Origin of the sequence: Pseudomonas sp. 22490 (genome assembly GCF_052044465.1) — a bacterium.
Classification (GTDB): domain Bacteria; phylum Pseudomonadota; class Gammaproteobacteria; order Pseudomonadales; family Pseudomonadaceae; genus Pseudomonas; species Pseudomonas aeruginosa.
The window spans coordinates 18,536-44,049 of the sequence record NZ_JBQENS010000030.1 but is presented as its reverse complement, the minus strand read 5'-3'; the positions used below and the strand labels follow the sequence as shown (position 1 = coordinate 44,049).

General features: G+C 63.8%; 22 protein-coding genes, 2 tRNA genes and 1 pseudogene. 14 read left to right on the top strand and 11 right to left on the bottom strand.

Annotated features, from left to right (window positions below; genetic code table 11):
• Nucleotides 1-100: 100 nt before the first annotated feature.
• Both ACTJJX_RS26975 and ACTJJX_RS26970 read right to left on the bottom strand, forming a co-directional pair.
• Nucleotides 101-187, bottom strand: a tRNA-Leu gene (locus tag ACTJJX_RS26975).
• Between the two features lie 113 nt (nucleotides 188-300).
• Nucleotides 301-1,720: pseudogene (locus ACTJJX_RS26970) on the bottom strand (ATP-binding protein).
• A gap of 77 nt (nucleotides 1,721-1,797) precedes the next feature.
• Between ACTJJX_RS26970 and ACTJJX_RS26965 the strand changes: the two are divergent.
• Nucleotides 1,798-3,141, top strand: a complete 1,344-nt coding sequence (locus ACTJJX_RS26965) for a response regulator (protein ID WP_003102481.1) — start codon at nucleotides 1,798-1,800, stop codon at nucleotides 3,139-3,141.
• A gap of 10 nt (nucleotides 3,142-3,151) precedes the next feature.
• Here ACTJJX_RS26965 and ACTJJX_RS26960 read toward each other — a convergent pair whose 3' ends face one another.
• Together ACTJJX_RS26960 and alkB1 are read right to left on the bottom strand one after the other, a co-directional pair.
• Nucleotides 3,152-4,759 carry a methyl-accepting chemotaxis protein gene (locus tag ACTJJX_RS26960; protein WP_016852819.1) on the bottom strand — a complete coding sequence of 536 codons (1,608 nt, stop codon included), beginning with the start codon at nucleotides 4,757-4,759 and terminating at the stop codon, nucleotides 3,152-3,154.
• A 111-nt stretch (nucleotides 4,760-4,870) separates the two neighbouring features.
• Nucleotides 4,871-6,019 (bottom strand): alkane 1-monooxygenase AlkB1, encoded by a 1,149-nt coding sequence (gene alkB1 / locus ACTJJX_RS26955; protein WP_003102475.1) that lies wholly within the window; start codon nucleotides 6,017-6,019, stop codon nucleotides 4,871-4,873.
• Between the two features lie 346 nt (nucleotides 6,020-6,365).
• Between alkB1 and ACTJJX_RS26950 the strand changes: the two genes are divergently transcribed.
• Nucleotides 6,366-6,968, top strand: a complete 603-nt coding sequence (locus tag ACTJJX_RS26950; RefSeq protein ID WP_003113348.1) for a nitroreductase family protein — start codon at nucleotides 6,366-6,368, stop codon at nucleotides 6,966-6,968.
• A gap of 62 nt (nucleotides 6,969-7,030) precedes the next feature.
• Here ACTJJX_RS26950 and ACTJJX_RS26945 read toward each other — a convergent pair whose 3' ends face one another.
• Nucleotides 7,031-7,930: a DMT family transporter gene (locus tag ACTJJX_RS26945; RefSeq protein ID WP_016852818.1), complete on the bottom strand. Its 900-nt coding sequence runs from the start codon at nucleotides 7,928-7,930 to the stop codon at nucleotides 7,031-7,033.
• 132 nt (nucleotides 7,931-8,062) lie between these two features.
• Between ACTJJX_RS26945 and ACTJJX_RS26940 the strand changes: the two genes are divergently transcribed.
• The gene (locus ACTJJX_RS26940) at nucleotides 8,063-8,500 is read left to right on the top strand and encodes an Lrp/AsnC family transcriptional regulator (RefSeq protein ID WP_003102469.1); all 438 of its coding nucleotides are present in this window, start codon (nucleotides 8,063-8,065) and stop codon (nucleotides 8,498-8,500) included.
• A gap of 14 nt (nucleotides 8,501-8,514) precedes the next feature.
• On the top strand, nucleotides 8,515-9,075 hold the full coding sequence (locus ACTJJX_RS26935; RefSeq protein ID WP_016852817.1) for a GNAT family N-acetyltransferase: 561 nt from the start codon (nucleotides 8,515-8,517) through the stop codon (nucleotides 9,073-9,075).
• A gap of 31 nt (nucleotides 9,076-9,106) precedes the next feature.
• Here the strand turns inward: ACTJJX_RS26935 and kynA are convergent, their stop codons facing one another.
• Nucleotides 9,107-9,973, bottom strand: a complete 867-nt coding sequence (gene kynA, locus ACTJJX_RS26930; RefSeq protein WP_003120044.1) for a tryptophan 2,3-dioxygenase — start codon at nucleotides 9,971-9,973, stop codon at nucleotides 9,107-9,109.
• Between the two features lie 325 nt (nucleotides 9,974-10,298).
• A complete protein-coding gene (locus ACTJJX_RS26925; RefSeq protein WP_003113351.1) occupies nucleotides 10,299-10,889 on the bottom strand; it encodes an NAD(P)H-dependent oxidoreductase in 591 nt (196 codons plus the stop codon).
• Nucleotides 10,890-11,312: 423 nt separating this feature from the next.
• On the opposite strand from ACTJJX_RS26925, the gene ACTJJX_RS26920 reads away from it, so the two are divergent.
• Nucleotides 11,313-12,353 (top strand): hypothetical protein, encoded by a 1,041-nt coding sequence (locus tag ACTJJX_RS26920; protein WP_003102461.1) that lies wholly within the window; start codon nucleotides 11,313-11,315, stop codon nucleotides 12,351-12,353.
• A gap of 392 nt (nucleotides 12,354-12,745) precedes the next feature.
• Here the strand turns inward: ACTJJX_RS26920 and ACTJJX_RS26915 are convergent.
• The 4 genes from ACTJJX_RS26915 to ACTJJX_RS26900 form a co-directional block, all read right to left on the bottom strand.
• Nucleotides 12,746-12,819, bottom strand: a tRNA-Cys gene (locus ACTJJX_RS26915).
• Between the two features lie 289 nt (nucleotides 12,820-13,108).
• A complete protein-coding gene (locus tag ACTJJX_RS26910) occupies nucleotides 13,109-13,642 on the bottom strand; it encodes a ProQ/FINO family protein (protein ID WP_003099002.1) in 534 nt (177 codons plus the stop codon).
• Nucleotides 13,643-13,732: 90 nt separating this feature from the next.
• Entirely contained in the window at nucleotides 13,733-16,711 is a 2,979-nt protein-coding gene (locus ACTJJX_RS26905; RefSeq protein WP_016852816.1) for an ATP-binding protein, read from the bottom strand.
• 1,238 nt (nucleotides 16,712-17,949) lie between these two features.
• Nucleotides 17,950-18,123: a hypothetical protein gene (locus ACTJJX_RS26900; protein WP_023082351.1), complete on the bottom strand. Its 174-nt coding sequence runs from the start codon at nucleotides 18,121-18,123 to the stop codon at nucleotides 17,950-17,952.
• A 29-nt stretch (nucleotides 18,124-18,152) separates the two neighbouring features.
• Here ACTJJX_RS26900 and ACTJJX_RS26895 point away from each other — a divergent pair, with 29 nt between their 5' ends.
• From ACTJJX_RS26895 to ACTJJX_RS26855, 9 genes are all read left to right on the top strand, one after another.
• Nucleotides 18,153-18,908, top strand: a complete 756-nt coding sequence (locus tag ACTJJX_RS26895) for a hypothetical protein (protein WP_023082350.1) — start codon at nucleotides 18,153-18,155, stop codon at nucleotides 18,906-18,908.
• 118 nt (nucleotides 18,909-19,026) lie between these two features.
• Nucleotides 19,027-19,239 carry an AlpA family transcriptional regulator gene (locus tag ACTJJX_RS26890; protein WP_023082349.1) on the top strand — a complete coding sequence of 71 codons (213 nt, stop codon included), beginning with the start codon at nucleotides 19,027-19,029 and terminating at the stop codon, nucleotides 19,237-19,239.
• Between the two features lie 42 nt (nucleotides 19,240-19,281).
• Nucleotides 19,282-20,157 carry a ParA family protein gene (locus ACTJJX_RS26885; RefSeq protein WP_023082348.1) on the top strand — a complete coding sequence of 292 codons (876 nt, stop codon included), beginning with the start codon at nucleotides 19,282-19,284 and terminating at the stop codon, nucleotides 20,155-20,157.
• A complete protein-coding gene (locus tag ACTJJX_RS26880) occupies nucleotides 20,141-20,389 on the top strand; it encodes a hypothetical protein (protein WP_023082347.1) in 249 nt (82 codons plus the stop codon). Before ACTJJX_RS26885 ends, ACTJJX_RS26880 begins: the two co-directional genes overlap by 17 nt.
• Nucleotides 20,382-22,016: a ParB family protein gene (locus tag ACTJJX_RS26875; protein WP_023082346.1), complete on the top strand. Its 1,635-nt coding sequence runs from the start codon at nucleotides 20,382-20,384 to the stop codon at nucleotides 22,014-22,016. Before ACTJJX_RS26880 ends, ACTJJX_RS26875 begins: the two co-directional genes overlap by 8 nt.
• 15 nt (nucleotides 22,017-22,031) lie before the next feature.
• Nucleotides 22,032-22,592 carry a DUF2857 domain-containing protein gene (locus tag ACTJJX_RS26870; RefSeq protein ID WP_023082345.1) on the top strand — a complete coding sequence of 187 codons (561 nt, stop codon included), beginning with the start codon at nucleotides 22,032-22,034 and terminating at the stop codon, nucleotides 22,590-22,592.
• A 3-nt stretch (nucleotides 22,593-22,595) separates the two neighbouring features.
• The gene (locus ACTJJX_RS26865) at nucleotides 22,596-23,846 is read left to right on the top strand and encodes an STY4528 family pathogenicity island replication protein (protein WP_023082344.1); all 1,251 of its coding nucleotides are present in this window, start codon (nucleotides 22,596-22,598) and stop codon (nucleotides 23,844-23,846) included.
• A gap of 315 nt (nucleotides 23,847-24,161) precedes the next feature.
• The gene (locus ACTJJX_RS26860; protein WP_023082343.1) at nucleotides 24,162-24,944 is read left to right on the top strand and encodes a PFL_4669 family integrating conjugative element protein; all 783 of its coding nucleotides are present in this window, start codon (nucleotides 24,162-24,164) and stop codon (nucleotides 24,942-24,944) included.
• Entirely contained in the window at nucleotides 24,941-25,468 is a 528-nt protein-coding gene (locus tag ACTJJX_RS26855) for a DUF3158 family protein (RefSeq protein WP_023082342.1), read from the top strand. The genes ACTJJX_RS26860 and ACTJJX_RS26855 overlap by 4 nt, the downstream gene beginning before the upstream one ends.
• Nucleotides 25,469-25,514 lie beyond the last annotated feature (46 nt).

Sequence of the window (25,514 nt, the reverse complement as noted above, 5' to 3'; positions counted from 1 at the left end):
GGAAAGAAGGCAACGTCGACTCGTTGACTGCCGCGCGATGGCGGGCCGGAAGAAAATCGGGGAAGGAACGCAGAAGTCGGCTGAACGCCAGGAAACACGATGGTGCCCGGAGCCGGGGTCGAACCGGCACGGGGTTACCCCCGAGGGATTTTAAGTCCCTTGCGTCTACCGATTTCGCCATCCGGGCAGGATCTCGCTTCAAGTGAGCCGGCAACGGGAACCAAACCGGCATCCCAACCCGAGACCCACCCCAAACGGTAGATAAATCATTGTCTTACGTTACCCTAGCCGGCGCAACAGTTAATTTCCGTGGGCTCCGCCCAGGTTGCCGGGCGATTCCAGGGGAAGCACGATCCGGAAAGCGCTGCCGACTCCCGGCTGGCTACGTACCTCGATGGTGCCGCCGTGTTTCTGGACGATGCCGTAGGAGAGCGACAACCCCAGGCCGGTCCCCTTGCCTACCGGCTTGGTGGTGAAGAACGGATCGAAGATGCGCGGCAGGATCTCGGGGGAGATACCCTGCCCCGAGTCTTCCACCTCGATCCAGGCATGCTCCACGGTATGCCCCGTGCGAATCACGATGCGACCCCGCTCCGGCCCCATCGCCTGGGCCGCGTTCATCACCAGGTTCATCACCACCTGGTTGATCTGCGACGGCAGGCACTTCACCTCGGGCAGATCGCCGTATTCGCGGACCACGTCGGCCCGGTACTTCAGTTCGCTGGCGACGATATTGAGGGTCGACTCGATCCCCTGGTGCAGATCGGTCCACTGCCAGTCGTCCTCGGCGTCGACGCGGGAGAAGTTCTTCAGGTCCTGGACGATCTTGCGCACCCGCCCTATACCTTCCCTGGATTCGCGCAGCAACACGGCGACATCCTCCTTGACGAAGGCCAGTTCGACCCGCTCGCCGAGCTGCTCCAGGCGTCTTGCCAGCGCCTCGTCGCGGATCGCGGGGCGAGCCTCTTCATAGGCTTCAAGTACCTCCAGCAAACGCCTGACGTGCTCCTCCAGGGTGGTGTAGTTGGAGGAAACGTAGCTGATGGGGTTATTGATCTCATGGGCGACGCCGGCGGCCGGCGGCCAGGTGGCCGATCGAGGCAAGCTTCTCCGTCTGCACCAGTTGGCTTTCCAGTTCCTTGCGCTCGCCGATCTCTTTCTCCAGCGCCTCCTTGGCCTGGCCGACTTCCCGGGTGATCTCCTGGATGGCAGCCTCCATCCGGCTCATCTGCAACTGGAGGTGAGCCGTCACGTTCCACTTGGCGCTGAGATTGCCGGCCATCTGGCGGACCTCCTGTCCCTGCAAAGGCAGGCCGAGGAGCAGCAGGCGCTCTTCCGCAGCCCACGGCGCCAATAGCGGAAAATCGGCGGGAGGCGCATGCACCACGACCTGCAAGCGGGAGTCGAGACGCCAGAACCGCTCTAGAACGGGAATATCCGCGCCTACCGACGGCATCCCGAGAAACACCACGGCATACGGCGCATCGGCCTGGAGGGCCGAGCGTATCCGCCCCAATGCCTCCTCGGCGCTTCCCGCCGTATCCACCTGGTAGCCCCGCTCAGGCGCCACGGGAGGCGATTCGGCCCCTAGGGTTCCCTGCAACAACCCGCATACACGGTCTCGATCCGCCTGCCGCTCATCGATCACCAGCAAGCGCCGGTTCCTGATGGGTAACGTCTCCATGATCCGCACCTCCGCTCGCCCAGCCGCCGCGTGCATGCGCCCTCGTCCAGGCCAGACTCGGACTATGCTTGCCTGAAGTATTCAGGCAAAACTCACCCGGTGGACAGACACTCATGAACGATAGCGCACCTCCTTCCAACGAGACGGAGATCCGCTTCAGCGTGCTGCTGGTCGACGACGAGCCGCTGATCCTCAGCAGCCTGCGCCGGCTGCTACGCAACCAGCCCTACGACCTGTTGCTGGCGGAGAGCGGCGAACAGGCCCTGCAACTGCTGGAAAGCCGGCCCGTGGACCTGGTGGTGTCCGACGCCCGCATGCCGAACATGGACGGCGCTGCCCTGCTCGCGGAAATCCATCGCCGCTCCCCGGAAACCATTCGCATCCTGCTCACCGGCCATGCCGACCTGCCAACCATCGCCAAGGCCATCAATGAAGGGCGCATCCACCATTACCTGAGCAAGCCGTGGAACGACGACGAGTTGCTGCTGACCCTGCGCCAGTCGCTCGAATACCTGCATTCCGAGCGCGAGCGGCGGCGCCTGGAGCGACTTACCCAGGAGCAGAACGACCGCCTCCAGCAACTCAACGCCACGCTGGAAAAGCGCGTTCAGGCGCGCACCGCCGAACTGCAGCAGACCGCCGACATGCTCGACCTCGCCTATGAGGAGCTAAAGCGCAGCTACGTGGTCGGCACCGAAGTCTTCTCGCTGCTGGTCAACCAGCGCCTGCCCAAGGACAAGCAGACCAACCAGCAAATCATCGAACTGGTCCGCGCCTGCTGTGCCAGCGGCCTCGTCGACGAATCGGATGGTCGCGACCTGGCGATGGCCGCGGCGCTCTACAACATCGGCAAGCTGAGCTGGAACGACACCCTGCTCAGCTCGCCCTCGGACCTGCTCTATCACCACGACCGCGATCGTTTCCGCGGCTACCCGGAACTCAGCGAGTCGCTGCTGATGTCGCTGGAACCGATGCAGGACGCCGCCCGCCTGATTCGCCATCACCAGGAGCACTGGGACGGCAGCGGCTATCCGGACCACCTCAAGGGCGAGGCCATTCCCCTGGGCTCGCGCCTCTTGAAGCTGGCGGTGGATTTCGTCGAGCTGCAGCGCGGACTGATCCTCGAACGGCGCATGAATCGCGACGAAGCACTGATGTACATCCGCAAATACGCCGGCCGGCTGTACGACCCCGAGCTGATCGAACCGTTCATCCAGGTCTGCGCGACGACCCTTGCCGATGTCACCCTGGCCGATCCGCAAGTCCGTGCCCATGGCACCCGCGACCTGGTTCCGGGCATGGTGCTGGCGCGCAACCTCACCGCCAACAACGGCATGCTGCTGCTCAACGCGGGCAAGGTCCTGAACCTGGCGCTGATCGAGAAGCTGATCGCCTTCGAAGCGATCGAAGGCGCACGCTACACGCTGTTCGTGCGCCTCCCGGAGTCGACGACCTAGGCGGCTCCCGTCAGATCTTGAAGCGCTCCACCGACGAGCGCATGGTCGCTGCAACCTCGTTCAGGCGCCTGGCGGTGGCGGCCATCTCGTGCATCGCCTGGGTGTTCTGCTGCGAACGCTGGGCGATGAGTTCCACGCGCTGGGCGATTTCATCACTGGCGCGCGACTGCTCGCGGATGGTCTGGGAAATCTCATCGACCACCGACGCGGCATGACGGGTTCCATCGAGGATCTCGTTGATCGACACCCCTGCCTGGCGGGCGAACGACACCCCCTCGTTGACCCGGCTCACGCCGGCCTCCATGCTGTTGATCGCTTGCCCCGTGCTGGCGCGGATGCGCTCGATCATCGCGGTGATCTCCTGGGTCGACTGGGTGGTCCGCGCCGCCAGCCCGCGTACCTCGTCGGCGACCACGGCGAAACCGCGCCCGGCCTCTCCGGCCCGCGCCGCCTCGATGGCGGCGTTCAACGCCAGCAGGTTGGTCTGCTCGGCGATCCCCTTGATCACCTGGATGATCGAATGGATCTCGTCCGACGACTGGCCGAGAGCGGTGATGCTGGTGGAGGACTGGTTGACCACGTCGGCGATGCGGCTCATCCCTTCCACCACGTTGAGGATCACCTGCCCGCCACTGCTGGCCAGCTCCTCGGACTTGGCCGAGATCACCCTGGCGTTGTCGGCGTGGTCGGAAATCTGCGAGATATTGGTGATCATCTCTTCCATGCTCGCGGCCATGCTGGTGGCGCTGTCGGCCTGTTGGCTGGCACCGTCGACGATCGACTGCGAGGTCTGGCCGATGGATTGGGAGGTGTCATGGAGCTCTTCGCTTTCCTGGCGGATGATGGTGATCATCTGCCGCAGGTTCCCCTGCATCTCGCCCAAGGCCCGCTGCAACTGTCCGGCCTCATCGTCGCTGTCGACACCGATCGGCTCCTGCAGGTTGCCCTGGGCGATCACCCGGGCCGAGGCGACCAGCTTGCGCAGAGGCTTGAGGACGGCACCCAGCAACTGGCGACAAAGCTGCCCGAGGACCAGGCAGGCGACCAGGATGCCGCCCGCGAGCATCCAGGCGGAATAGCGCATGCTGTCTTCGCGCGCCCGGTTGGTCTGCTCGACGTGTTTCTCGATCAGGCTGCTGAGCGCTTCGTTGCGCCCTTCCAGCTCCTTGAAGGCCTGGACGAACTGCGGCAGCTCGGCCCGTGCCGCCACGGGATCGAGCAACGCCTTGCCGACGATGCTCTCGGCGGCGCCGATGTAGGCTTCCAGGTCGGGCCGCAACTCGACCAGCGCCTGGTGGATGGCGTCGTTGAGAGGCAGCCCCTGGTTCTGCTCGACCACCTTGCGAAACCACTGGCTGTGCTCCTGCAGGTCCTGGCGGACCTGCTCGGCCGCCGCGCCGTCGCCGGGCTGGACCACGAACGCCGCCAGGACGTCGGCGCGCAAGGCGTCGTGCATCATGTCGCCTTCCATGTGGTTGCGCAGCGCATTGACGCTCAGCTCGTTCTCCGACAGCGCCTTGCCCAACCGCAATTGCCCCCAGAAGCCGACCCCGCCTAGCAGCACCACAGCCACGATGCCGATGGCGCCCGAAGCGAGGATTCTCTGCCGAATGTTCATCCCTGGGCTCCTTTCCGTGCCGAGATATCGCTAAGGATAGTCAACCCCAGGCAAGGCGGGATTGCCCGAACGAAGAGCTATTCGGGCACGGAGCGGGGACGCCGGCCATTCTCAGGAAGCTGCCGGCCGCTCGCTCTGTTCGGCCGTCAACTGGAACTCTTCGCCCGCATAGTAGGCCCGCACCTTGGGGTCCATGACCGCCCGCCACAGCGGCGGGATCAGCGCCAGCACCACCATCCCGGCATAACCGCTGGGCATCTGCGGGCTATCGTCATAATGACGGAGGACCTGATAGGGGCGTTTGGCGAAGGCATGATGGTCGGAATGCCGTTGCAGATGGAACAGGACCAGGTTGGTGAAGACGAAGTTGCTGTTCCAGGAGTGGGTATGGTTGGTCCGCTCGTAGCGCCCGTCCTCGCCCTTTCGCCGATGCAGGCCGTAGTGCTCGACGTAGTTGATGATCTCCAGCAGGGTCACCGCGACGAACGCTTGGCCAAGGAAGAAAACCATCCCCAGCCAGCCGAACGCCCAACCGAAACCGACCAGCAACGCCAGACTCAGCAGGTACCACCAGATCAGTTCGTTCTGCCAGCCGAACACCGGCAGGCCCTTCTTGCGCAGCCGCACCGCTTCAAGGCGCCAGGCGTTGAGGAAGTTGTACTTGTAGGCATGCGGCAGGAACTGGTAGACCGACTGGCCGAAACGCGCCGACGAAGCGTCCTCCGGCGTAGACACATGCACATGGTGGCCGCGCACATGCTCGACCTTGAACCCCGCGTAGCACACGGCGGCCAGCAGGATGCCGCCGGCAGCCTGCTCCAGCGCCGAGTCCTTGTGGATCAGCTCATGGGCGACGACGATCCCCACCGCTCCCATCACCGTGCCCATCGAGAGGATCCAGCCCAACCGGCCGAGCCAGCCCCACTCCTGGAAAGCGACGAACACGCCAGCGGCCCACACCAGCGTACCGATGAGCACCGGCACCGTGGCCAGGGTCAGCAATACGTAATAGCCCTGGCCGAGCAACTGCGGCGTCTGGGTTTCCTCGTCGGGGTTGGCCGGGTCGCGGCCGAACAGCATGTCCAGCAGCGGCCCGATGCCGAATACCGCAATCACCAGGGAAAATGCCCAGAAGGCCGGATGTGCGCTGTCCTGGGCCATCCAGTAGTTGAACGGCATGGACAACGCCAGCAGCAGCCAGAGCCAATAGGCGTACTTCTTGATGGCCAGCATGGTGCTGGGAGAGAAATTTTCAAACATCGTGCGCTCCAGTTTTTGTCCGACAATCCTACAATCGAACCATCACCGAGCCGGGCTGCCAGGTCACCATCACTAAAGGTTGGCCGCCTCCCCGGCCTTCACCCTCCTTGACCTGAATCAAAGGCCAAGTCCTCGCGGTTTTATGCCCATCGACTTTCTCGATATTCCATTTTCATCCGTACTTGCCGTCTCTCGCTGCTGGCCGCGCTGGACCGTGGATACCCGGCTTTCCTGGGTAAGCCGGGTATCCATCGCATCAGCCGATAGGAATCACCGGTTATTTCCCATTGATCTCATCGAGGCCGTCGTTAATATCGAATCCAATTTCCAAACAAGGAGCCTCAAGATGTCTGACGCATTCCTCTCCTCCATCAAGAACCGCCGCACCATCTACGCCCTGGACAAGCAACTGCCCGTCTCCCAGGAGAAAATCGTCGAACTGGTCAAGGAGGCCGTCTCGCACAGCCCTTCCGCGTTCAACTCGCAGAGCTCGCGGGTGGTCGTCCTGTTCGGCGCCGAGCACGAGCAGTTCTGGAACATCGCCAAGGACGAGTTGAAGAAGATCGTTCCCGCTGACGCTTTCGCCGCCACCGAAACCAAGCTCAATTCCTTCGCCGCCGGTGCCGGCACCGTACTGTTCTTCGAAGACCAGACGGTAGTGCGCCAGCTTCAGGAGCAGTTCGCCCTCTACGCCGACAACTTCCCGGTGTGGTCGGAGCAGGCCAGCGGCATGGCCCAGTTCGCGGTCTGGACCGCCCTCGCCGAGCACAAGGTCGGCGCCAGCCTGCAGCACTACAACCCGCTGGTAGATGCGCAGACCCACAAGACCTGGAACCTGCCGGAAAGCTGGAAGCTGCGCGCACAGATGCCTTTCGGCGCCATCGCCGCTCCGGCGGGCGAGAAAGCCTTCATCGCCGAAAGCGAACGCTTCAAGGTCTTCGGCAACTGATCGGCCGAGATCGCCGTAGAAAAGCCCCGCCTCGTCGCGGGGCTTTTTCTTTCCCCCGCGCCTCAGCCGCGACGCACCGCCGGCCTCGGCAGGCGCACGCTCCAACCCTGCTGCATGCCCGCCGCGGCGAGCAGGATGGCAGCCACGCCAAGCCACTGGGCCAGGCTCAGGCGATGTTCGAAGACCAGCCAGTCCACCAGGATCGCCGCGACCGGATAGATGAAGGACAAGGCACCGGTCAGCGCCGTCGGCAATTTCTGAATGGCGCCGTAGAGCAGTACGTACATCAGCCCGGTATGGACGATTCCCAGGGTCGCCAGGCTGGCCCAGGGAGCAACGTGCCGGGGCAGTTCGGCAAGGTTCGCCAGCGGTGCGAGCATCAGCACGCCGGTGCCCACCTGGATCAAGGCGATAAGATGCGGCGGCGTGCCTTGCAGGCGCTTCACGATCAGCGCGGCAAAGGCATACAGCAGCGCGGCAGCGAGCGCCAGGAGGATACCGAACAGGTAGTCCCCGCGCGGGGCGTCGCTGTCGCCGTGGGCGTTGACGATCGCCAGCATGCCGGCGAACGAAAGCCCCAGCCAGCCCAGCTTGCGCGCCGTGACCTTCTCGCCGAGAAACGCCGCGCCTAGCCCCACCAGCATGAACGGCTGGACGTTGTAGACCGCGGTACCGATGGCGATCGAAGCCCGTGAGTAGGATGCGAACAGCAACACCCAGTTGCCGACGATGAACACCCCGCTGAGGAGCGCCAGCAGGAACGCCTCGCGCCCCAGGCTGCCGCGGCGCAGGAAGCCCAGCGCGGCACAGGCGACCAGCAGCGTGGCGAAACCGAATACGCAGCGCCAGAACACCACGTCCAGCACGGGCTGCCCGGAGAGCAGCACCAGCCAGCCAATGGTGCCGCAGATCAGCATGGCCGAAGTCATTTCCAGCGTACCGCGACGGATCGGATCGTTCATGGGCGCTCTCCCGCAAGACAGGCCTATGATTATCCAAAGTCGTCTTCCAGCCCTCCATCGCATTACTCAGGCAAAAACCCGTGACGACCTTTTTTATCAGGGCTATTTTGAAAAAAAACTTTCGAGGCCGACATGACCGACGACATCGACCAACGCCTGATCAACGCCCTCATGGCTGACTCGCGACTGTCCCTCAAGGCTCTCGCCCAGGTCAGCGGGCTATCGGCCCCGAGCGTCGCCGAACGCCTGCGCAAGCTGGAAGAACGTGGCGTGATCCGCGGCTACACCCTGGATGTCGACCCCCGCTGTTTCGGCTACCAGTTCCAGGCGATCGTGCGCATCCGCCCCCTGCCCGGCAGGCTGCACGAGGTCGAGCGACAGATCCAGGACATCGCCGAGTTCACCGAGTGCGACAAGGTCACCGGTGACGACTGCTTCATCGCCCGCCTCCAGGTTCGTTCGATGGAACAGCTCGACACGCTGCTGGACAGGATCAACGGCTACGCGGAAACCAACACCGCCATCGTCAAGAAGTCCCCGGTTAAACGCCGGCTCCCCCCGATGACCTGAGCGAGGCACTCCGCATGCCCACACCCGGCACGGGTTCCGTCCAGGACCTGCAACTCGTCCCGTTCCAGCTGGAACACTTCCCAATCCTGCAACGCTGGTTCGCCACGGAAAAGGAGCTGGTGCAATGGGCCGGCCCCGCCCTGCGGCATCCGCTGAGCCTCGAGCAGATGCATGAAGACCTCGCGGAAAGCCGCCGGCGACCGCCGCTGCGCCTGCTCTGGAGCGCTTGCCGGGATGACCAGGTCATCGGCCATTGCCAGTTGCTGTTCGACCGCCGCAACGGCGTCGTCCGCCTGGCTCGCATAGCCCTGGCGCCAAGCGCGCGCGGCCAGGGCCTGGGGCTGCCGATGCTGGAGGCGCTGCTCGCCGAGGCCTTCGCCGACGCCGACATCGAGCGCGTTGAATTGAACGTGTACGACTGGAACGCTGCCGCCCGTCATCTCTATCGACGCGCGGGGTTCCGCGAAGAAGGCTTGCGCCGCTCCGCCACCCGGGTCGGCCGGGAACGCTGGAATGTCGTTCTCATGGGGCTTTTGCGGCAAGAGTGGGCGGCGGGAGGCGCCGGCAACGACTGAGGCGCAGGCGGATGCTGCGCCTCATCCGGTACTACAGGTTGGAACGGAGCCGCCACAGTTCGGGGAAGAGGATGGTATCGAGCATGCTGCGCAGATACCCCACTCCCTCGGTTCCGCCCGTGCCGGGTTTGAAACCGATGATGCGCTCCACCGTGGTCACGTGACGGAAGCGCCACTGGCGGAACGAGTCCTCCAGGTCGATCAGTTTCTCCGCCAGCTGATACAGGTCCCAGTAGCGTTCCGGCGCCTGGTAGACCTGTCGCCACGCCGCCTCCACCGAGGCCTCGTAACAGGTGCCGGCCGCCGCGTCCCGGGCGAGCCGCTCCTGGCTTACCGGCAACCCCTGGGCGGCCATCAGGCGGATCGCTTCGTCGTATAGCGACGGCGTATGCAGGGCCTGCTCCAGGGCCGCCAGCAGCTCGGCACGGTGAGCATGGGGCTTGAGCAGGGTGGCGTTCTTGTTGCCGAGGATGAATTCGATCTCGCGGTACTGGTAGGACTGGAAACCGGAAGACTGGCCCAGGTACGGGCGGATGGTGTTGTACTCGGTCGGCGTCATGGTCGCCAGCACCGCCCAGGCGTGTACCAGCTGGTCGAAGATCCGCGAGACCCTGGCGAGCATTTTCAGCGCCGGACCGAGCTTGCCTGACTTGACGTGCTCCCGGGCGGCTCGCAGTTCGTGGAGCATCAGCTTCATCCATAGCTCCGAGGTCTGGTGCTGGATGATGAACAGCATTTCGTTGTGGTCGGGCGAAAGCGGGAACTGGGCGTCCAGGACCTTGTCCAGCTTCAGGTAATCGCCGTAGCTCATCGCATGGGTGAAGTCCAGGGCGGCGTTATGCCACTCAGCCTCTCCGTCCGTTTCTCCCTGGGCCTGGGAGTGAGGGCAAGGACACATGTGAATCTCCTGAATTCGGCGGCAGGCGTCGGAAGTCGATGAGCGACCTGCCGGCAACGTTGTCGGGGGTGGCTTCGACACGGTCGAAAGCGCGCTCATTTTACGATGCGCCCATTCGAATATTCGTGCAAAGCATCCTTTCCTGCCCGTCCCCGATGAAATCTAATTCGACGGATCGATGGAAAAATCGAATTTCGGATCACTCGCGGGTCGTGGCCGAGAAAAGCCCGGATAGCGGATCCGTGACCATTAGGCCTCGTCCCGAGAGCCTGGATTTCGACCCGCCACTCCATCCAGCGAAGCGACACGAGGCCCGCCGTCGAACTCAGCCGGCGCGCCCGAACACCCTGTCCAGGTGCGCCTGGTAGGCAGCGACGGTAGCCGGGACGTCCGGGCGCTTCATCACATCCACCGCGAGGAACGTCGGCAGGCCGGACATGCCGAGGAACTGGTTGGCCTTGTGGAAGGGGAAATACACCGCATCCACGCCTTTTCCTTCGAAGAAGTCGCTCGGATCGTCGAACGCCTGCCGTGGTGCATTCCAGGTCGCCGAGATCATGTAGCGCTTGCCCTGCACCAGACCGCCGCTGCCATATTTCTGCGTGCTGTCGGAGCGGGTACGACCGTCGTTGGCATAGAGGCTGCCGTGTCCGGCCGTGAAGACTTCGTCGATGTAGCGCTTCACTGTCCACGGGGCGCCCATCCACCAGCCGGGCATCTGGTAGATCACCACGTCGGCCCAGAGGAACTTGTCCACCTCCGTCGGGATGTCATAGCCACCGTCGATGAAGGTCTGGCGCAGGTCGAAGCCACGGCGGTCCAGATGGGCCAGGGCGGTTTCGTGCAGGGTCTGGTTGAGGCGACCGTCGGAATGGGCGAAACGCTTTCCGCCGTTGAGCAGGAGAATGTTTTTCATGGTGTTCCGTACATGCTGGAACCGCAGCGGAGATGCCTGCCGATCCCGGGTTGAAGAGAGCGGCAGGTTAGATAGGCGCAGGGAACGGAAAAAGTCGTACGGCGGTAAAACAGATTTGATCCGCACTCACGAATCGCCAGAAGAGCTGGGATGCGCGTCTTCATTGCGCCCCCACGCAGCCAGCCCTCGATGACCGGCACGAACTCTACCCGCAGCGAGCCATCACCAACGCAGTACGCACTGGCTCGCCAGCATTCGAACGCATGTGAGTACCCAGGATTGCAGCAACAGGCTGTGACGCGCTCGACTCAAACGCTCCTTCCTACGCGCGGGACGAACGCTCCTTGGGAATCCGCAAGGAGTAGATTAGGATTCTTCCCGCACTCGCCTTAAGTCATTGGCCCGTATAGATAAGGATATCTCATGAAAACCATCGCTCGGCGTCTGAGCCCCTTCGCGATCCTGCTCCCGGCAAGCCTGTTGTCAGCCTGCGCCTCCCTAGGCAACGCCGGACTCGGCGGCTCCCAGCAGAACCCCACCAACCAGCTCCTGAACATGATCGATGAGGCTACCCGCGAAGGCATGTCCGTGGTGCTGGTACCGGCACTCATGCCCAACAAGAGCGTGACGGACCTCTCCAGCTACTCGCATCGGGTCATATTCAAGAACAAGGACGTGCCCGGGATCGCCTACATGCAGGCCTTTGCCAACAACGACCTGGAGAAGATCAAGGAAGCCGTCTATCTGTGGGACTTCCTCGAGGTCAACATCGTCCCGCCGGGAACCTACCTGCTGTCCGGAGGGATCGACTACAAGATCGACAGCACCCTTGCCCAGATCAAGGCGCCAAAGGGGCAGCCGGCTGCCAGCCCACTTGGTTCGGTGAACCTGTCCGCCGTGCTGTATCGCCGGTTCGTGAAGGAGAACTACTGGCGCGACGCCTCCTATGCAGACAAAACCTACACACAGAATGTCTGCAGCGCCGTGCACATGGCCTCCGGCCAATGCGTGGGCTGGACCGAGCAGCAATACAGCCAGCGGGAAATGGTCTCGGATGCCGGTTGGGCCGAAGGCACGAAGATCGAGGATGTTCCCTCCATCAAGCTGCAAGCGCAGATACCCGACGCCTATGCCCCGCTGTCCTTCACCATTCAGCCTGGGCAGATCCTGCTCAGCGATCGGTTCCACTTGAAGACCCCGGCCGTGAGCTATGACAGGAAGACCTGCAAGGCCGTGGACACGCAAAACATCAAGTGCGCCTTGCAGGATATCCAGGTCTTCATGAGGCCAGCGCCCATGGAGCTGACGAAAAGGTTCATCGATCGCGAGCAGCCAAGGCTGGATGAAACGGGCCGCCAGGTGCTCGCGCGCATCCAGCCGATGAAAACCGAGATACTCGGCGAAGCAGGCATGGAAGACCTGACCTGGGGCCTGCCGGTTTCCTTGAAACGCAAGGCAAGATGAAACGGGCCCTCCGCCGAGCGCCTTCCGCTCGCGGTCGCCACAACGGTTGATCGATAGAGGCCCGGAAGGCAGGCGGCAGGACAGACCGGCTCGGCTGGTCATGTTCGATGACGACCAGCCGATGACCGACCCAGACCGGATCTTGCGTCCAGATAGAAGCCGCGCGCGGGGCTGGATTGCAGGCAACGGCCGAAAACGTGACAGGTGCTGGGGTACTCCTCGGACACTCCGGGAAAGTAGTAATTACGGAGCGGCTTATCGGGAGAGGGAGGCTGTTGCGAGGCCGTAAAAGTATGAAAGTGTTATAGGGGCACCCCAAGGAACTTGCTTCAGCAATACCGGACAGGAAAGAAAAAAGCCCCGTAACTCGTTGAGCTACGGGGCTTTCCTGTTGGAGGCTGAGGTCGGAATCGAACCGGCGTTCACGGATTTGCAATCCGGTGCATAACCACTCTGCTACTCAGCCTTTGAGCGAAGCGACATGCGTTTGGCATATCGCTGAAATTTCTTTCCTGGCGCGATTTTGAACTTATAACCCTTTGATTTCAAAAGATTTTTAGCTCACCCATCGCTGGAATGGACGCAATTATGGACGGATTCGCCGAGCTTGGCAAGCGCTCCACGAAAAAAACTTTGCAGATCAGGCTATTGCGTAGCACAAGCCGGGAGAAACGGGCCCAGACGTCCGCGAAATGGGCCCGCAGCGACCGGCAACCGAGGAGCGCGCCAGGATCCGACGCGCCCTGCCCCGGCGATCAGTTCGCCTCGGGGCTCGCTTCGGTTGCGGGCGCTTCAGGCGTCGGCGCCTCCGTGGCGGCCGGCGCTTCGCCACCCGCCTGTGCACGCTTGGCGCGCTTCTCGCGCATCTGCTCGCGCTGCCGGCGAGACGCCTGCCGCCGCGCATACACCGCCTGCTCGGCGGTTACCTTGCCGGCAACCTGGCCTTGCAGATCCAGTCGCGGCGCATCTTCCACCATACAACTCCAGTAGCGGCTGCCCTGGCACCAGGTGGCGATGGCCTGTTTCAGTTGTTCGGCGGTGATTCCCAGTAGTTCGAGGTGCTGCTGCGCATCCTGGAGAATGCCCTGCTTGAGCGGAACCTTGGCCGCGGGACTTTTCGGAAACGCCAGCGGAAAATGCCGTTGCAGCCTCCAGATAGCCTCGACTCCCGGCTCGACGGCTTCACGTTTCTTCGCGCGTCCCGCGGAGCTTTTGGTTTGAGCCGGTTTCGCCTGCGCCGCCTGTGCGCGCAGACGGTCTCTCAGCTCGGCAAGTTGTTCAAAACCCATCGTTCGCTTCACTAGTGCTGGTTCATTTCTGCGAGAGATTACCCGATACATCCGCTCGCGGCACGCAAAACGGCAACCAGTCGGGCACTTTCATTTCGAATCGACGCTCGTAGGCATGAGCGGCTCTCCCCCGTTCAGCGCCCGAGCGAGCTCATCGAGCGTAGTCGGCTTGAACAGGACCCGGTCCATGCCGGCAGCCAGGCAGCGCTCCAGCGCATCCTTCTCGGCGCTGGCGGTAAGCGCTATCACCAAGCAGCGACGCCGACCGCCAAGGGCCTCTTGCGACCGGATACGTCGCGCCAGCTCGTAGCCATCCATCCGCGGCATCATGCCGTCGGTAATCACGACATCGAAGTCTTCGCCCTGCCAACGTTCGAATGCTTCCTCGCCATCTTCCGTGGAGGTCACCCGGTGCCCAAGGCTTTCCAATTGCATGGTCAGGGTCAGCCGATTGAACGGATGGTCTTCCGCAAGCAAGATCGAGAGCGCCCTTGCCTCTTTCTGCTCCTCGACCTCGGCAACTCCGGAACGCGCTTCGCTGGACTCGCTGGGCGGAGGCTCGGTCAGCGGAAGATCGAACTCGACCGAGAAGCAGGAGCCGTTGCCCAGTTCGCTGCGCAGGCTGATCTGGCCGCCCATCAGGTGTACCAGGCGTCGGCTGATGTACAGTCCCAGGCCGCTGCCGGACGCCTGGCCAAGCGCAGGAGAGCCGACCTGCGAGAATGGCCGGAACAGCCTGGCCTGGTCCTCCTCCGAAATACCGAGGCCGGTGTCGCTTACCTCGAGCAGCAAATGAAGCCTCTCCGCCTCGCGCCGCCCCACCGCCCGCACCGTTACCCCTCCGCGCTCGGTGAACTTGATGGCATTGCCCAGCAGGTTGAACAACACCTGCTTGAAATGCAGGGGATCCACCAGCACCCAGTGCTCGAGATCCCCGTCGAGTTCCAGTGCCAGGGAAAGATTCTTCTGCCGCGTCAGCCCACCAACCAACGGCAGGATTCCTCTGATCAACTCGCCAGGAAGCACTGGTTCGGGAGCTGAATCGAACCGACCGGATTCGATCCGCGACAAATCGAGAATATTGCCCAGCAGAAGCAGCAACCCCTGGGCGGCCTCCTGGGCAATGCTCAGCGAATCTAGGTCCAACACGCCCTTCTCGCCCTTTTTCAGCACCAGTTCCTGCAGGCCGATGACCGCATTCAATGGCGTGCGGATCTCGTGACTCATCGTCGAAAGAAACACGCTCTTGGCACGGTTGGCAGCGTCGGCTTGCTCTTCTGCCTGGCGGGTCTTGCGCACCTGGCGCATCAGGTAGAAACCCCAGATGAGGGAGATGGAAATCAGTACGCCGAACAATCCGCCGATCTGCAGAATCTTGCTCCGGTGATCGCGCCAGAAGTCCGCCCCTCCCTTGGCGAAGCGAGGCTCCCAGCGGTGGAGGATTTCCGCCACTTCTTCCGGAGCGATCGCCAGCTGCGCCTTCTCCAGGATGCCCTGCAGCTCCGGCTGGTTCCTCGCCACGCCGATGCTGATCGGGATGGAGAGGTCATCGAGGATACCGACGACCTGGATCCGGTTGTCGAAATGCTGGGCGGACAGATAGCGACCGGTATAGTCGCTGCTGATGGCGGCCTCGCTCTGGCCGGCGTCTACGCTGCGCATGGCGGCGAGGAAGGTCGGATAGACCTGGAGCTTGATCTCCGGGTGCTCGCGTCGAATGAAGTCGTTGAGAAAGTAGCCAATCGTCGTCGCCAATCGCTTGCCCGCCAGGTCCGCGAGGCCATGGACACGCCCCACCCTTTCATCCCGGCCACCCTGGCGGGCGCCCATCAGCACCGTGGTGCTGCGTAGATAGGGCGTCAGCACTTCGAGGCCGGAATCGAAGCGCTCCGACGAAGGCATGGTCGGCGTAACCAATGCCTCCCCCGCATCCAGTCGGCTTTTCGTCTCGACGAAGTTGCGTGCTCCAGTGAAGGAAAACTGCAGGCCACTGCGCTTGCCGATCAGGTCCAGATAGTCACGCCCGATACCACTCAGCCTCCCCTCGTTATCCAGTTGCCCGAGCGCGCCAAGGGAATGGTTGATCACCACCGGCACGACCGGGTGCGCGGAGAGCCAACGCTGCTCCGCCGGCGACAGCGTCACCCGGGGCTCGTCGAAGCGCAGGCGCCGCCCGGCGCTCCAGCTGCGCAACAGTTCGTCGCCGTAGCGCCCGCTAATATGCGGCAGGGCGCGATCGATGAGCGCGAGCAGAGGTTCGTCACCTGGCCGGAGCAGGAAACGGAAACCCTGGCTGTCGATGGGTGCGAAGTTCTCGATGCGCAAGTTCAGCAGGTAATGGGTCTGGATGAGGTAGTGCGTGGAAACTGCGTCCCCCAGCACGCCATCGACATCCCCCATGCTCAGCGCTTCCAGGGCAAGCTGCGGAGAGTCGAACCAGATGATCCTGCTGTGCGGATAGGCAGCCTTGATACGTTCGGCGGGAAGATAGCCCTTGACCGTGGCCAGCCAGGACTCCGCCTGCGAATCGAACGGGGCACCGCTGGAAGACACCAGTACCGGCCGGTCGGAAAGATACGCAGCGGATGCCAGCAAGCCGTGTTGTCGGGCCTCGACCTCGCTACCGACGCCAAGCAGGTCGATCTCCCCTTGCGACAACGCGTCGATTGCCGCCTGCCGCGACGGAAAGTCCCTGACGCGCAACGGCCGCTCGAACACCAGGGCCAGGTAATCGGCCGTGAAGCCCTTGTAGGAGCCTGCGTAGAAGATGGACAACGGCGGATAGTCGGGGGAAACCACGCCTACCGTCAGCGGCTCCCGTGCATCCAGCCACTGCCTGGCTCGTTTATCGAGCCAGGGACGCATCGTTGTCGTCGTACGCCCATCCGGCAGGATGGATTCGGCTTCGACGGGCAGCGGCTGCAGAGCGATCAGCAACAGGCAAAAGACCGCGGACAGCAACGACCTTGTCAGCATGTCGAGTCTACGATGGCAAAGTTCTCCGGCCGGACAGAAAGCAGCGCATCCGCGACCCGGAGCCTGCGGATACATCGGCAACGATGCCGCCATGTTAGCAGGTAGATGGATACTTTTCCCAGGAACCCACGCCTGTCGACACTCGCTCTGGCAGCCGCCTTATGCCCGGCTCGCGAAAACCCTCGACTCTTTCGCGTCGCCGGCTAGATCGATGAAGCCGCTTGCGATGACGTGCGCCCTGGCCGTGGCATGCCTGCACTCGAAAGCCCAGTTCGAGCCGCACATCGCCGAGGGCAACCTGGTAGCGTGCTGGAAGGCTGGTGCGATCCATTCCCGGGCTATTACCTCTATCACCCAAGTCAGAGGCAACCTTCGCCGACCTTCTCAGTGGTCGTCGAAGCGCTGGCCTTGGGACGGCTCGGTCGAACGTGGCAGCCAAAGCAACAGGCGCACGAAGGCGGTCCAAGGTGCAATGAATCGAGCCCCCCTGGAGTGCGACAGCCACACTTCTGATGTGCCGAGGCAGCATCTTGCGGCAAGCCGCCTCGCTGGCGAGACGAAGGGCTTCGCGAAACGTACGGCCCCGGTCGCCGGGAAAGCGGCAAGGAGAACCGCCCCTCGGCGCGGACGTTCCACGAACGGGTACGGGACTTGGAGGCGGAACGAAAAAAGGGCCCGAAGGCCCTTTCTCAATGATCTACAGACTTCATTGGAACTCTATAGATCTATATTTGGAGCGGGAAACGAGACGTTTACTAGAGCAGTAAGTCGTTGATTCCCAAGCTCTTCCTTCGCCGAGGTGGTCAGCGAAGGCCTCAATTGTAGCCTTGTTTTTCGTCCCCGGCAAGAAGATCGTCCAAAGAGTTCCACTGACATCCACAGACCTGCACCCGGCAAACCAGAGCCACGTTCGGTACAGCGTCATTGGCGACGGCCTCGAACTAGCAGCCTACGCGTCGTCCTCTGCTCCCGCGTCCCACGACGATAAGGACCAGGCCGATGCTTCCGGTGCCGGCTGCAGTTCGGGTGCTGTCAATGTCAAGAAGCGGCACGCATCGCACATTGCAGCGCCCATCTGTGCAAATCACGCCGAAATAACGCATGCCCTTGCCGCAGCGTGTCGGCGCACGATTCTTTGTCGATATATCAGGATGCTGGGACAAGCATGACAGGCGTGGGTTCGCTACGTCCGGCTGGACGCCGGACGGCGATTACCGCCCCCCCTGGTGCCTCGTGAAACCGCTGGCATATCAGGTCATACCTAAACGGATTTGCAGGGGCCGCAACTTCTTACGACCCTGATAGCGTGGCGTCGCTGTCGAGCCCGCTTTCTACTGCTCGACCATCCAGCGATCGATGGATTTTTGCACATCGGGCACACGACGGCTACCAGTAGCGCGACCTGGTGAGAAGTACTCAAGCCCCATGACGAAGCTGGCCTCGGAACTCGCTTCCTGCACAGGTACCAGGCCGACCATGAGGTCGGCGGCAAAGGAGTCGGCCATGTAGTTCTTCTCCTGGAAGGAGACCAAGCATGCACGAGAGCAAGAATGATGCACCCACATCAAAGGTGTTCTACCGCCCGATCGAAGCCTCCATCCGCTGGGCCGGTCTGCTGCGATACGAGCAGGTGATCCTTGCCTCGATTTCGTCGCCAAGGAATCTGCCACAGTCGCTGGACTGCCCGCGCTGGGGCGAACTGCGGCTGTACACGGACCGCATATACGACGGCATCCTCAATGGGGAACTGCCCTTCGGGCAGAACGGCATCACGGTACGCGACATCGCACTGATCGACTGCCCTGACCTTACGGTTCGCCATATCGACTTGAAGCGCTGGATGCGTCAGCACTACCCCGAGCAGCGACCCGGCTTTCTCTTCTGCCGTAGCGAGCGCATCGCCCATCCCTTCATCACGCTGGAAACGGGGCAAGCCATGCTGGTCGAACGGCTCGCCCTGAAGTCCGCCTTGGAGCAATCCAAGCGCCAACTCCGCGAGTTGCAAGACAAGCACGACGCGCTGCTCAAGCAATCCACAGTCATTCCGGCATGCTCGCAGTGCCCGATCAGTGATCGGGCCGAAGCCACTTATCTGAACATCATCGGGGGCATGCTGGAGCTGATGCTCGGCCAGTCGCCTTCGGGCACGCCGTACTCCAGCTTCAAGACGCAGGAGGCCGTCGTCAGCGCAATGGTTGCCCATCACAGTGGTGTCATGGGGATCGCTGAGCGGACATTGAACGGCAAGTTCGCCACAGCCAGGCGCCGGCTGCATAGCGCCACCCTCTGAGGTCTTCTAGCTTGTATGTGCAGTCACGGATATTGCATTTGCAATGTCTTTCCGCAGCCGTGTCTATTGAATAGAGGTCACGCCAACAAACGCCACTAAGCGTTCAGGAGTGACCGCCATGTCGCAAACACCTGTACTGCCACCGAACGAGCGCCGCATCCTGCGGCTGGAAGAAGTCGAAGCGAAGTCCGGCTTCAAACGCGCCCACATCTACAACCTGATGAGGAAGCGCCAATTCCCGCAGGCGCTGCGCCTGGGCGTGCGCGCCGTCGGCTGGGACTCCATCGAAATCGATCAGTGGATCGCCGAGCGCGTCAACAACCGGGCCTGACCCGTTCTCCAGCGGACTTTTCATCCTCACACGGAGAACGCCATGCAGGTCGTATCCATCATTTCAACGAAAGGTGGCGTGGGCAAGACCACCACGGCCGCCAATCTAGGGGGGCTCGCTGCAGATGCAGGGCTGCGCGTGCTGCTGCTGGATCTCGACGTGCAGCCCACGTTGTCGTCCTACTACGAGTTGCTCCAGCGCGCGCCCGGCGGCATCTATGAGTTGCTGGCCTTCAACGAGCGCGACCTCGGCCAGCTCGTGTCCCGCACGATCATCACAGGCCTGGATCTGGTGCTGTCCAACGACCACCGGGGCGAGCTGAACACCTTGTTGCTGCATGCGCCGGACGGACGCCTGCGACTACGGCACCTGCTGCCGGCACTGGCTCCCCTCTACGACCTGGTGCTGATCGACACCCAGGGCGCGCGCTCGGTGACGCTGGAGATGGCAGTGCTCGCCTCCGATCTCGCGCTGTCACCCGTGACCCCGGAAATTCTCGCCGCCCGAGAGCTGCGGCGCGGCACCATGCAGTTGCTGGAGGACATCGCGCCGTACCGGCACCTGGGCATCGAGCCGCCGCCGCTGCATCTGCTCATCAACCGGGTCCACCCGGTGTCGGCGAACGCCCGGCTGATCCAGCAGGCCCTGCGCGACCTGTTCCAGGACCACACCGGCATCCGCGTGCTGGCCACCGACGTGCCGGCCATCGAAGCCTATCCGCGCGCCGCGACGCGCGGCCTGCCGGTGCATCGGGTCGAGTACCGCCAGCCACCGGGCAGAGTCGCCCCCGCCGCGCTCGACACCATGCGCGGCCTCGCTGGCGAACTGTTCCCGCAATGGCAGCACCGATTTACCACGGTGTCCGGCCGCCCGCCATTTCCTCTTGATACCGGGAGGCCCCGTGGCGAACGCACATGAACTGGCCCGAGGCCACAAGCGGCTGCGCGCCCTGATCGAGTTCGCCGTCGGAGAGGGCTGGCACGTCAAGCGCACGCCAGGCGGCCACCTCAAATTCACCAAGGCAGGCTGCGCCGCGATCTACACCAGTTCGACGGCCAGCGACCACCGGGCGGCGCTCAACGCCCGCGCGCAGATCCGCCGCGCCGAGCGCGAGGCCCGGTCCCGAGCGCAGGGAGGCCGCAATGGCTGAAATGACCTCCCAGCAGATGGCCGGCAAGCTGCTCGCGGCCGGGTTCGAGCGCAGCGGCCCGTCCACCTCGGCCTTGAGCGACCCGATCGCCGACACGCCCATGGTCGTGACCCTGGACCAGTTGCGCCCCTACGACCACGATCCTAGGAAGAAGCGCAACCCGGCCTACGAGGACATCAAGTCGTCCATCCGCGAGCGCGGCCTGGACGCGGCGCCGGCGATCACCCGGCGCCCGGGCGAGGAGCACTACATCATCCGCAACGGCGGCAACACACGCCTGGCGATCCTGCGCGAACTGTGGTCGGAGACCAAGGACGAGCGGTTCTTCCGCATATCGTGCCTGTTCCGGCCGTGGCCCAGCCGCGGCGAAGTCGTGATGCTGACCGGCCACCTGGCCGAGAACGAATTGCGCGGGGGCCTGACGTTCATCGAGCGCGCCCTCGGCGTCGAGAAGGCGCGCGAGTTCTACGAGCAGGAAAGCGGCGCCGCCCTGAGCCAGTCCGAACTGGCCCGCCGCCTGGCCGCCGATGGCTTCCCGGTCCAGCAATCGCACATCAGCCGGATGAACGACGCGGTGCGCTACCTCCTGCCGGCGATCCCGACCGTGCTCTATGGCGGGCTCGGCCGCCACCAGGTCGAACGCCTGTCGGTCATGCGCAAGGCCTGCATGCTCGCGTGGGAGCGCTACGCCAAGGGCCGCACGCTGGTGCAGGACTTCGATGACTTCTTTCAGGAGGTGCTGTCGCAGTTCGATACGCAGGCCGACGAGTTCGCCCCCCAGCGCGTACAGGACGAGCTGATCGGCCAGATGTCCGAACTGCTCGGCATCGACTACGACGTACTGGCGCTTGACCTCACTGAATCCGAAAGCCGCCATCGCGCCCTGGTCAGCGACCCGACCCCACCAACGGCACCGCCCGCGCTGCCTGAGCCTGGCACCATGGCACGCCCGCCTGCGGCACCAGCCCCATCGGCCCCAACGCCGACGGCTACGAATGGGGCGCGCGAACGCGAGGGCGGCTCGGGGACGAACGGCTCGCTCGCAGGAAGCCCCGTGGCTGCTCCTGGCGATCTGCTGCAGGGGCACATCGTTTCGCCTGCACCGACGACGGAGCGGTTGCAATCCATTCAGCGGATGGTCGCCGACGAGCTGGGGGATGCGCTGCCCGATTTCTCGGCCAATGTCTTGCAGTCCATTCCCGTCCAGGCAGGCGGTCTCTACCCGATTTCCGACGTCTGGCACATCGACGCGGGGCTGGACACGCCCGATCGCCTGCGCATCCACATCGCGCAGTTCGCACGGGAGATCGCCGGCGAGGCAGGCCTCGATCAGTGCATCGAGGACCGCGCGGACGGTGTGGGCTTCGCATGCCATGCCAGCGCGCAGCCCCCATCACCACAGGGCCGCGCCGTGCTGGCATTGCTGGCGAGCCTGGCTGGTCAGAGCTTCACCGATGCCGATCTGGACAGCCGGCAGCTTGCCGCCGAGCTGCCGGCGCTGCTGCACGGCCAAGGCGATGCGAACCGGCGATTGAGCGACACCGCGCTGGTCAAGCTGTTCCGATTGCTGCGTTTGGCCCGGCGCCTGCTGGACCTGGAATCCGGTGCCGCAGGCCCTGGGGCGTGAAGGAAGGAGACCAGCATGTCCGCACCGCATCCGCTCAATCAAGCCGTCATCGCCCAGGCGCTCTACGACCTGCGCAACGGCCAACTGCGCCGCTGCAAGGCGATGGGCTTCAGCGAGGCCGAGCTGGATGCGCTCAAGCATCCCGCCATGGTGAGCGTGCTTGCCAACGCCAATGTCTCGTGGTGTTCCGTGTCCGTGAACCGCGAGGTGCTCCGGCGTCTGCTCGCGCAGGCGCAGGACGTGGAGAAGGAAATCGCGACCGTCGATCGCATGTTGCGCCTGGGGGCCAGCACGGAGATGGTCAGCCGCTTCTATGGCCTGACCCATCAGGAAGTCGCCCTGCGCCGTGAGGTGCTGGGCCTGCCCAAGCGCAAGGGGCGTCACCCTGTCCTGGACGAGAAGCAGGACGTCGAACTGTGGCGGCGCTGGAAAGCCATCACCAGCAGCAGGAATGTGGACCTGGAGGACGAGACCTCGATTCTCGACGCGGCCATGGATCTCGCCGAAGGCATGGATCTGCCCCTGTCGGTGGTCTGGGCCGCGATCAAGTCGTGGGTCGATCAGGGACTGGGTTGAGCCATGGCTGTGGACGACACCACACCACGCCATGGCCCCGTCGCACTCGCTGACCTGTTCGACGCGGCGCTGAAAGACCTTGCGCCCAAGTCCAGCCTGCCCACGCCCATACCAGCGCTGTCATCTGCGATACCAGCAGCGTCCGGCGATGCGTTCCTCTTCAGCGGCAACCGGCATGAGACCGTGCCGCGGCGGCTGTTCCTCGACCGCCGCCTGACGCCGCTGGAGCGCAACGCCTGGCAGGTGTTCCGGCTGATGCTCAACGACGACGGCGTGACCGCATTCCCCACCTACGAGCAGTTGCGGCCCTGGCTGGCCTCGATGCCCTGCGCTGGACAGGCCTCGCACGAAACCGTGGCGCGGGCCCTGACGCTGCTGCGGCTGACCCGATGGCTGAGCCTGGTGCGGCGACGGCGCGACGCCAAGACCGGCCGCATCCTCGGCAACCTCTATGTCCTGCACGACGAGCCGCTGACCCCCTTTGAAGCGATGCAGCTCGACCCGGACTACCTGCAACTCGTCAGCCAGGCGCTCGGCCATTCGGCCAAAGCCGTGCAGATCGTGGGCCTGCACACCCTCAAGGAAATCGGCGAAGACCCGATGCTGGCCGGGCGCACCCTGCCGTCGAGGCTGCAAGTCCTGGCCGAGCGCCTCGCCAGCCAGGGCGTCGGGGCGCACGAAAGTTATCCACAGGAGGACGCCACGCACGAATCCGAAGAAGGGGTGACGAGCCTTCTTCGGAATCCTGATGACCCCACTTCGGAATCCGAAGCAGGGTCGAAACCCACATCAGACGCCTCTCTTCGGAATCCGAAGCAGGCCCGTACAGTACGTAGTAGTCGTATTAATGAAGTACGTACTACCGCGCAGGCACAGGCGCAGGCGCGCGCGCTGGGCGACCTGCAATGGCCCAAACGCTTCGCGGAACTGAAGGCAGAGCAGCAGACAGGTGCGCGGGTGGCATTGCAGCAGGTCGATGCCGCGCTGAGGCAGGCCGTGCTGGACGAATGGGCTACACGATGCAGCAGCCATGGCATCCGCAATCCTGCGGGGTATCTGTTCGGCATCATCCAGCGGGCCATCCATGGCGAGTTCAACGCCTGGGCCAAGAAAGACGCGCCATCGGCACACGCTCCGCCGAATGAGCGGCCACCACCGGCACCGCCAACATCCCAGCCGCAGGGCAAGCCGGTGCCGCCAGAAGTCGCCAGGCAGCACATCGAGCGGCTGCGCAACCTGCTCGCTAGCAAGTGAGCGGGCCTGCAAGGCGGTGAAGTGGATGCCAGTGGCTTCCAGTAGAGCTATCCCCTGGGGATAGTTCTACTGACGGCTACACGTCGAACCGCTGCACGCCGGGCTCCGATCGCCTGCGGCGGGAGCGGCCTTATCCGGGCTGAGCCGGGCGTGCAGCGTTCCTTGGCGCTCCATGGAGCTATCCCCTGGGGATAGCTCGCGACGCATTCGACCGCCACGCCCTGAACCGGGGATTGGCGGGTTTCGGTTTGTTGACTGACTGCCTTCCGCTTCCTGCCGAAGCTGGCCGCTCTTTTCCAACAACGAGCGGACACCATGGCAACGACCAACGAACCCTTGCAACTGAATCTCGGCTCCTTGCGCAGCGCGATGTCGCTGACGCTGCACACGCACCACGCCTCGCGCATCTGGCACGGCCGCGCCGCCGCCGAGGGGCGACCGGGCATCGTCGGCCTGAACGGCTACATCGCCCAGATGAACAAGATGCGGCGCGGCTCGGAGCAGGACGACCCGTACAGCGACTTCTGGATGCTGCGCATCGAAGACAAGCTCGACCAGACCAAGGCCACGCTGCAATCGCTGCGCGAGCAGGTGGACCAGGCCCTGGCGAGCGTGCCGCCGGCACTGACCCTGGGAGAAAACCTCAACGTGCAGCCCGTCAAGCTGCCGCTGTTCGTCAATGCGCAGTTGGGCTTTGCTGCCGTGTATCTGCTGGCCGATTACGACGACATCGCCCGCAAGCTGATCCTCGCTCACCACACCGCGCTGATCGATCGCTCGACGCTCGAACGCTGGCTCAACGAAGGCGCACATGCACTGCGCAGCCTGTTCTCGCTGGCCCAGCAGTACCGCTACTCGGGCTGCACCCGCGACGACTTCGCCGCGAAGAACGCCGCAGCGCGTGCGGCGCTGGAGAAATTCGGCGAACTGCCGCAGGACGTGCTGGAAGGCACGCGCCGCTCGAAGTTCGCGCCGCCCATCGTGCGCCGTGGCCTGCAGCAGCGCGGTGACGGTCCTGCCGCAGCCGCATCGCCCAGCGACGAGGCCACCACCACCGAGACACCCGAGGCCACCGCGGGCGAGGACGCGCAGGCATGAGCGACCCGAACCGCGACACCCGCTACTTCCGCCCCCTGCAACAGACCGCCTTCATGCGGCTGGAACACGCAGGCTCTCAAAAAGGCCTTTTAAAGCCTTTTAAAGGTAAAGGGGACTTGGAGGCCTGGGCCAGCCAGTGCTTCGCCATGCGCGACGAGTTGATTGGCTTGGCGCAGCGACAGGTGCTGCCACAGGCCGTCGGGCATCCCTTCCACCTGCTCCCCATCGAGCTGGCCCAGCAGACCACTGGCGCAGGTACGACCTTTCTGCGCTGGCGCAAGCACGACAGGTCGGCCATGGGCGTGGCCCTGTGGCAGGAGCTGATGGCGAGCACAAGCACACCCGTCAACCTGCTGGCCGACCTGTACGCCATCGAGTTTCAGCGCATCACGCTCAACATGCAGATCAGCCTGTTGCACACCTTGGGCAGGCAGGCCCAGGAGTGCGCCAGCAAGGCCACCGAGGCGGAAGACGCCTACCTGCGCCGGCTCAAGTCCACGCCACCCGCGCTGCTCGATCGGTGATCGCGCCGGGCAACCCAGCACGCGCCCGTCACCGACCAGGTGCGGG

Excerpts from the sequence above, each read along its gene's own strand:
- ACTJJX_RS26855 (WP_023082342.1), top strand. The coding sequence starts at position 24,941 with ATGAGCGACCCGAACCGCGACACCCGCTACTTCCGCCCCCTGCAACAG.
- ACTJJX_RS26925 (WP_003113351.1), bottom strand. The coding sequence starts at position 10,889 with ATGAAAAACATTCTCCTGCTCAACGGCGGAAAGCGTTTCGCCCATTCC.
- ACTJJX_RS26895 (WP_023082350.1), top strand. The coding sequence starts at position 18,153 with ATGCACGAGAGCAAGAATGATGCACCCACATCAAAGGTGTTCTACCGC.
- ACTJJX_RS26965 (WP_003102481.1), top strand. The coding sequence starts at position 1,798 with ATGAACGATAGCGCACCTCCTTCCAACGAGACGGAGATCCGCTTCAGC.
- ACTJJX_RS26900 (WP_023082351.1), bottom strand. The coding sequence starts at position 18,123 with ATGGCCGACTCCTTTGCCGCCGACCTCATGGTCGGCCTGGTACCTGTG.
- ACTJJX_RS26935 (WP_016852817.1), top strand. The coding sequence starts at position 8,515 with ATGCCCACACCCGGCACGGGTTCCGTCCAGGACCTGCAACTCGTCCCG.
- ACTJJX_RS26865 (WP_023082344.1), top strand. The coding sequence starts at position 22,596 with ATGGCTGTGGACGACACCACACCACGCCATGGCCCCGTCGCACTCGCT.
- ACTJJX_RS26905 (WP_016852816.1), bottom strand. The coding sequence starts at position 16,711 with ATGGCGGCATCGTTGCCGATGTATCCGCAGGCTCCGGGTCGCGGATGC.
- ACTJJX_RS26885 (WP_023082348.1), top strand. The coding sequence starts at position 19,282 with ATGCAGGTCGTATCCATCATTTCAACGAAAGGTGGCGTGGGCAAGACC.
- ACTJJX_RS26960 (WP_016852819.1), bottom strand. The coding sequence starts at position 4,759 with ATGAACATTCGGCAGAGAATCCTCGCTTCGGGCGCCATCGGCATCGTG.
- ACTJJX_RS26890 (WP_023082349.1), top strand. The coding sequence starts at position 19,027 with ATGTCGCAAACACCTGTACTGCCACCGAACGAGCGCCGCATCCTGCGG.
- ACTJJX_RS26875 (WP_023082346.1), top strand. The coding sequence starts at position 20,382 with ATGGCTGAAATGACCTCCCAGCAGATGGCCGGCAAGCTGCTCGCGGCC.
- ACTJJX_RS26940 (WP_003102469.1), top strand. The coding sequence starts at position 8,063 with ATGACCGACGACATCGACCAACGCCTGATCAACGCCCTCATGGCTGAC.
- ACTJJX_RS26950 (WP_003113348.1), top strand. The coding sequence starts at position 6,366 with ATGTCTGACGCATTCCTCTCCTCCATCAAGAACCGCCGCACCATCTAC.
- ACTJJX_RS26910 (WP_003099002.1), bottom strand. The coding sequence starts at position 13,642 with ATGGGTTTTGAACAACTTGCCGAGCTGAGAGACCGTCTGCGCGCACAG.
- alkB1 (WP_003102475.1), bottom strand. The coding sequence starts at position 6,019 with ATGTTTGAAAATTTCTCTCCCAGCACCATGCTGGCCATCAAGAAGTAC.
- ACTJJX_RS26945 (WP_016852818.1), bottom strand. The coding sequence starts at position 7,930 with ATGAACGATCCGATCCGTCGCGGTACGCTGGAAATGACTTCGGCCATG.
- ACTJJX_RS26870 (WP_023082345.1), top strand. The coding sequence starts at position 22,032 with ATGTCCGCACCGCATCCGCTCAATCAAGCCGTCATCGCCCAGGCGCTC.
- ACTJJX_RS26920 (WP_003102461.1), top strand. The coding sequence starts at position 11,313 with ATGAAAACCATCGCTCGGCGTCTGAGCCCCTTCGCGATCCTGCTCCCG.
- kynA (WP_003120044.1), bottom strand. The coding sequence starts at position 9,973 with ATGTGTCCTTGCCCTCACTCCCAGGCCCAGGGAGAAACGGACGGAGAG.
- ACTJJX_RS26860 (WP_023082343.1), top strand. The coding sequence starts at position 24,162 with ATGGCAACGACCAACGAACCCTTGCAACTGAATCTCGGCTCCTTGCGC.